Annotated in this window: 4 protein-coding genes; 2 read left to right on the top strand and 2 right to left on the bottom strand. The window is 42.6% G+C overall.

The annotated features are described in order from the left end of the window. Positions 1-129 precede the first annotated feature (129 nt). Positions 130-2565 carry an ABC transporter permease gene (locus tag VF500_RS29075; RefSeq protein WP_330863010.1) on the top strand — a complete coding sequence of 812 codons (2436 nt, stop codon included), beginning with the start codon at positions 130-132 and terminating at the stop codon, positions 2563-2565. A gap of 253 nt (positions 2566-2818) precedes the next feature. Here the strand turns inward: VF500_RS29075 and VF500_RS29080 are convergent, their stop codons facing one another. Both VF500_RS29080 and hemA read right to left on the bottom strand, forming a co-directional pair. Next, complete coding sequence (locus VF500_RS29080) at positions 2819-3427, bottom strand: hypothetical protein (protein ID WP_330863011.1); 609 nt, start codon at positions 3425-3427, stop codon at positions 2819-2821. A gap of 106 nt (positions 3428-3533) precedes the next feature. Then, positions 3534-4760: a glutamyl-tRNA reductase gene (gene hemA / locus VF500_RS29085; RefSeq protein ID WP_330863012.1), complete on the bottom strand. Its 1227-nt coding sequence runs from the start codon at positions 4758-4760 to the stop codon at positions 3534-3536. A gap of 168 nt (positions 4761-4928) precedes the next feature. Between hemA and VF500_RS29090 the strand changes: the two genes are divergently transcribed. Then, positions 4929-5318: a DoxX family protein gene (locus tag VF500_RS29090; protein WP_330863013.1), complete on the top strand. Its 390-nt coding sequence runs from the start codon at positions 4929-4931 to the stop codon at positions 5316-5318. Positions 5319-5445: the final 127 nt, after the last annotated feature.

The following is a 5445-nucleotide window of genomic DNA, read 5'->3' on the forward strand; positions in this document are numbered from 1 at the left end:
GTTTTCGATACAGTTTGTTTTTTATTTTAGTTTAAATAATTGATATTGAATTGATTATGTATTGGCATTGTATTTATCTGTTATTTTAGTGAACTAATATTTAAGCCATTCATTTTATAGCCAATTCAAATGATACGGAATTATTTCAAGACTGCCTGGCGCATCCTTTGGCGCAATAAAATTTATACTTCAATTAACATCCTTGGACTTTCATTAGGGATATGCGCATGTATCGTCATTTACCTGATCTCCAGCTATGAACTCAGCTTTGACACCTTCCATCCGGACAAGGATCGCATTTATCGGATAATGACAACTGTCCATTTCGCATCCGGGGATAAAGATGTTATGAATAAAGTGCCCTATTCCGCCGTGGCAGCTGCACGCAGCGAGATCCCGGGTCTTGAAGCGATTTCTGCAGTAAGTATGTATTATGCTAAGATAGGTGTACCTGAGGCCGGTAAGCCGGAAAAAAAATTTGACAGCTCAATTGATGGAGCATATTACCCGGGCACGATAGTAGCGGAGCCGCAATATTTCAAGATCTTTAGTTATCACTGGCTTGCCGGAAACCAACAGACCGCTTTGAACCAACCCTATAAAGTAGTACTTACGCGGAGTAGGGCACAAAAGTATTTTGGTAATGTTGATCCGCTGAGCCTGCTTGGCCGGGAAATTGTTTATGACGACTCTCTTCGTGTGCAAATCTCCGGAATTGTTGAAGACTGGAAGAAAAATACAGACTTCGCCTTTACTGATTTTATTTCTTACAGCACGGTTCAGAACAGTTTCCTGAAAAAAGCTTTTGCAGACGATTGGAACCATATCTCCACTCAAGCTTTTATTAAACTTGCTCCGGGTACCAGCCTGGATAAAATCAATGCCGGGTTTGCGGATATCGTTAAAGCATATGCACCTAAAAATCCGGATGTTAAACTTAACCTATGGCTGGAACCTATTACCAAAGTGCATTTTGATACCGAAGTTGTAGAAAACCAGATCCGTACCGCCGACTTACCCGTAGTATACGGAATGATAGGGACTGCCTTATTTATCCTTCTGCTGGCCTTGGTCAACTTTATTAACTTAGCCACTGCTCAATCAATTCAGCGCACGAGGGAAATGGGGGTCAGGAAAATAATGGGTAGCAGTAAGACCAATATTATAATGCAGTTCCTGGTAGAAACGTTCCTGGTTACTTTTTTCGCCTTGATCATTGCACTGTTATTGATCAACCCCGTGCTTTATGCATTTAAGGCATTTATTCCTTCTGGGCTGCGTTTAAAGTTACTGGAGACTAACACCCTGTTTTTTATATCGGCGATAACGCTGGTTACTTGCTTGTTTGCAGGTTTGTACCCTGCAAGGACATTAGCGGCCAATGCCCCGGCCTTAAACCTTAGAGGGGCCGCAACCCCTGGTAGTGGACATTCGTGGCTTAGGAAAGGACTAATTGTTTTCCAGTTCACCCTGTCGCTGATTTTTATTATATGTAGCTTGGTCGTCCATCAGCAATTAAGCTATACCCGCGGCATAGCGATGGGGTTCAATACAGATGCCATTGTCATCTTGCCAACCAGCCGAAAGGCTCCAGCAAAACAAATGAGTGTATTAGCACAACAATTGAAACAAATTCCTGGCGTTGCCGGTGTTGCCATGGAGCAGTACACGCCTATGGACGGCAGAGATGGTAACATTGCGTTGAAATTGAATGGGATAAACGGAAATGAGACCCGTATACCTGAATTGTCAGGCGATGAACATTATTTGTCGCTATACGGTATGAAGCTGCTTGCCGGAAGGAACCTTTTACCAGCAGATAGCTTAAAGGAGTATGTTATCAATGAAACCTTTCTCCATTTGCTGGGGTTTCGTGCCCCCCAGGAAGCTATCGGCAAAACGCTGCTTTATCAAAACAAACCTTACCCCATTGTGGGCGTGGTTGCCGACTTTCATGAAAAATCCTTCCACGAAACTATTAAACCTGTTTGCATCGTGAATATTCCAAAGATGCAACAGGACCTCGCCCTTAAGCTGGCAGTTAGTGGCAAAGAAGCTGCTGCACTGAAGATAACCCTGGCACAGATCGAAAAAACATGGAAAGCGATGTATCCGGGAGAGATATTTGACTTTCGTTTTTTTGATGAATCGATAGCGCTTTTGTATGAAAAGGATTACCGGACGGCAAAACTGATTAACGCAGCAACGATAATCGTTATCTTTATTTCCTGCATTGGACTATTTGGACTGACTATATTTACCACCAAAAGAAGGACAGCGGAGATCGGCATCAGGAAAGTGCTTGGCGCAAGTGTAGCCAATATTACCCTCATGCTTTCCAAAGATTTTGTTGTAATAGTATTAGGGGCATTGGTGGTAGCCTCTCCCGTTGCATGGTATTTGATGGAGAACTGGCTGCAAAATTTCGCGTACCGCATCACAATAAGCTGGTGGATGTTCGCATTGTCAGGTATCGTAGCTATTGTTATAGCCCTATTGACCATTGGCGCCCAGTCGATCAAGGCTGCCATGATGAATCCCGTTAAAAGTTTGAGAAATGAGTAAAGGTTTGTAATGTTTTGATAAAGCTGCGATCCTGAAAAGAATGGCCCTTTGGTTATTTCTGTAACCTGTAGACACAGTCTACAGGAATAGACCTCCGAAATCCCTAACTTCGGACAGTAGTGTTATTTGGGACGAAGTTACACCTCGCTAAACTTCAAGCAGTTAATGTTCTAATAGCAATACTGCGCTTGGCATGCGGACCACAAGGCACAGCCTTGCGGTGGCGATGTATTTTCCACCCGGTAATTGGGGGTTATTTAGATTTTGATATCAGTTTAACGCTGTCTGATCTGATATCGCCACCGATGTAATTGACCTTAACAAACGTAGTACATTGGTCTTTAAATTCATCGCAAAGGTCAATTAATATAGCGGCTCCGTTAGGCGTTATCGCTTGTTTAACAATGCCGAAGAGATCTGTTCCTCCTTTGGGGTCTGCACTTGTTAAGTCAAAAATTAAATGGTTTGTCCAGGAAAGCGTAGTATAAAGCTCCAGTTTTCTTCTCACATCTCCGGCAAGGGTATTTACTTTTGTGTTTCTTGTTAACGAAGGGGTATTGTAGATCTTTTCATATACCGGGTTGTCCTTATTGGCATGTTTTTGATGATACTTACCAATGGTTACAGGGGCAAAATGGTAGTTAAGGAAACTCTCCCTAAATTGTTCAACAAACCTGAATTCCGAATTTATTTCAATAGGACTATCAGCAACGGTACCGGTAAGCAAACTTTTTAGTTTGGATAAAAGAGGCTGAAACAATGCTCCGCCCGAAAGCTCGATGACAACAATTTCGCCCTCATTTATTTGAAAGGCAGGGATGATAAAATTGTTAAAGTTTTGTTCTGGAAAACTGATCAACATAACGGGGTATGTAAACCCATCAACGTTTGTTTATTGAAGAAATTACCTTATCTGTCACAAAAAAGTTATATACAGGGATTTTTCAGAAGTAAGAGAAATTAACTGATCAGTTTTCATTGATCAATATATCCTTCGCCATGATCATGGGTACGCTGATATATTTTTTCTCCATGTAGTTGATCACTTTTTCCAGGATCTCGCGCGATTGTTCATCCAGCCCCTGTACCTCATCGGCAAAAACAGAGTTGATGGCAGTGTTACGGATCTCTTTGATCTTTTCAGGAACCTGGCGCATAGCTACTTCAATGCGGCGCTGTTTTAGCTGCATGATAAACTCGGCAATGTTTTGCTCAATAATAGCTTCGGCGTGTACCAGCTCATGGTAGCGTTCCTGAAGGTTCTTTTTGGCAACCTCGTTAAGGGAGTGTACTTCGATAAAGTTAACCGGGAATTGCTCCAGTACTTCGGGAGCGGTATCATTAGGGATGGCAAGGTCGACAATGGTTTTCCTGCCGGTTTCGCCGTTTAACAGCGATTGATATATTTCGGTGGTAATGATAGGCTCAACCGCTGATGTGCAGGTGATGATGGCATCAAAACCTTTGTTATAAGTTTTCAAAGCTTCAAGGTCAAATGCTTCACCACCCAGATCGGCAGCTAATTTTTCGGCATTGGCCACGGTACGGTTAAACACCGCAAAGTTTGAAAATTTATGTTTTTGAAGATATTTAGAAATATTACGGTTGGTTTCGCCTGCGCCGATGATCAGGATCCGGGCATTTGAGCAAAGATTAAGGTCTTTAAGCTTGCGGTAAGCCAGCGATACTACCGAGATTGGGTTTTTGGAGATGTTGGTATGCGTATAAACTTCCTTGGCTGTTTTTACCACACAGTTCATGATCATGCGCATGGCATCGCCGGTTAGGCCGGCCTCTTTGCAATGTTCATATGCTTTGCGTAACTGCGCCAGGATCTCCTTTTCACCCACGATCAAACTCTCCAGCGAACACGAAGTACGCAACAGGTGTACCATGGCTTCCTGATCTTCATAAATAGACGCGCTATCCATAAAAGTGCTCAGTGAATCATGGCAAAGCTCTGTATTAAAGGCTTCTATGAACTTTTTGGCAAAATTCTTATCAACCGATTGCGGAGTTGTCATCACAAATTCCACACGGTTACAGGTAGCCAGGTAGAAGATCTCGGGAATATTAAACTGCTCTTTAACCTGCGCAAGTTTATCTGTCAGATTTTCCTGGCAAACCACCAATCTACCCAATTCCTTCAGTTCAATCTGTTTGTGCGTAAAAGCTATTACCTTTAGATACTTCAAAGCAGTTTTAAAATTTGACCGAACAAAAGTATCACTATTCGGCACATGCAATGTCAACACTTTGTCAAACAGACTTATTTGGAATGGTTATAAATTACAAAATCGGCTTGTTTTGCAGCATTTAAACTGTTTTATGATGCATATGACAAAATATTTGTAAATTAAAGCATGGATAAGTATAAAAAAATAAGCCTTGTAATACTTGTTGTATTTTATGTGCTTGCGGGCTTGAACCACTTCAGGGATCCGGACTTTTATTATGCCGTGATGCCCAATAATTTGCTTTACCCTGAGGCTGTTAATATACTGGCCGGGGTTGCTGAGATCTCCTTAGGATTGCTCCTCATCTGGCCTAAAACACGGTACTGGGCAGCCTGGGGGATTGTTTTAATGCTGATAGCTTTTTTACAGATCCACGTAAGCATGGCATTTAAAGCGCCTATGAAACTAAACTCGATGACAGTTACGCCCTTTTTAGCATGGCTGCGCCTGGCCTTACAGTTTGTGCTGATATACTGGGCCTGGTGGCATACCACGGATGGTAAAAAAAATGCCTAAACCAAAACGGGCTTTGGCTGTTGGGGAGATGGGGTAGGGCGATGAGCTGACTCACCCGGCCGACGCTTCGCTGGGCCGCCCTCTCTACGGCTTTGCCGTAAAGAGGGGGAGAGAAAATAAAAAAGTA

The organism is Mucilaginibacter sp. (assembly GCF_036383575.1).
Classification (GTDB): domain Bacteria; phylum Bacteroidota; class Bacteroidia; order Sphingobacteriales; family Sphingobacteriaceae; genus Mucilaginibacter.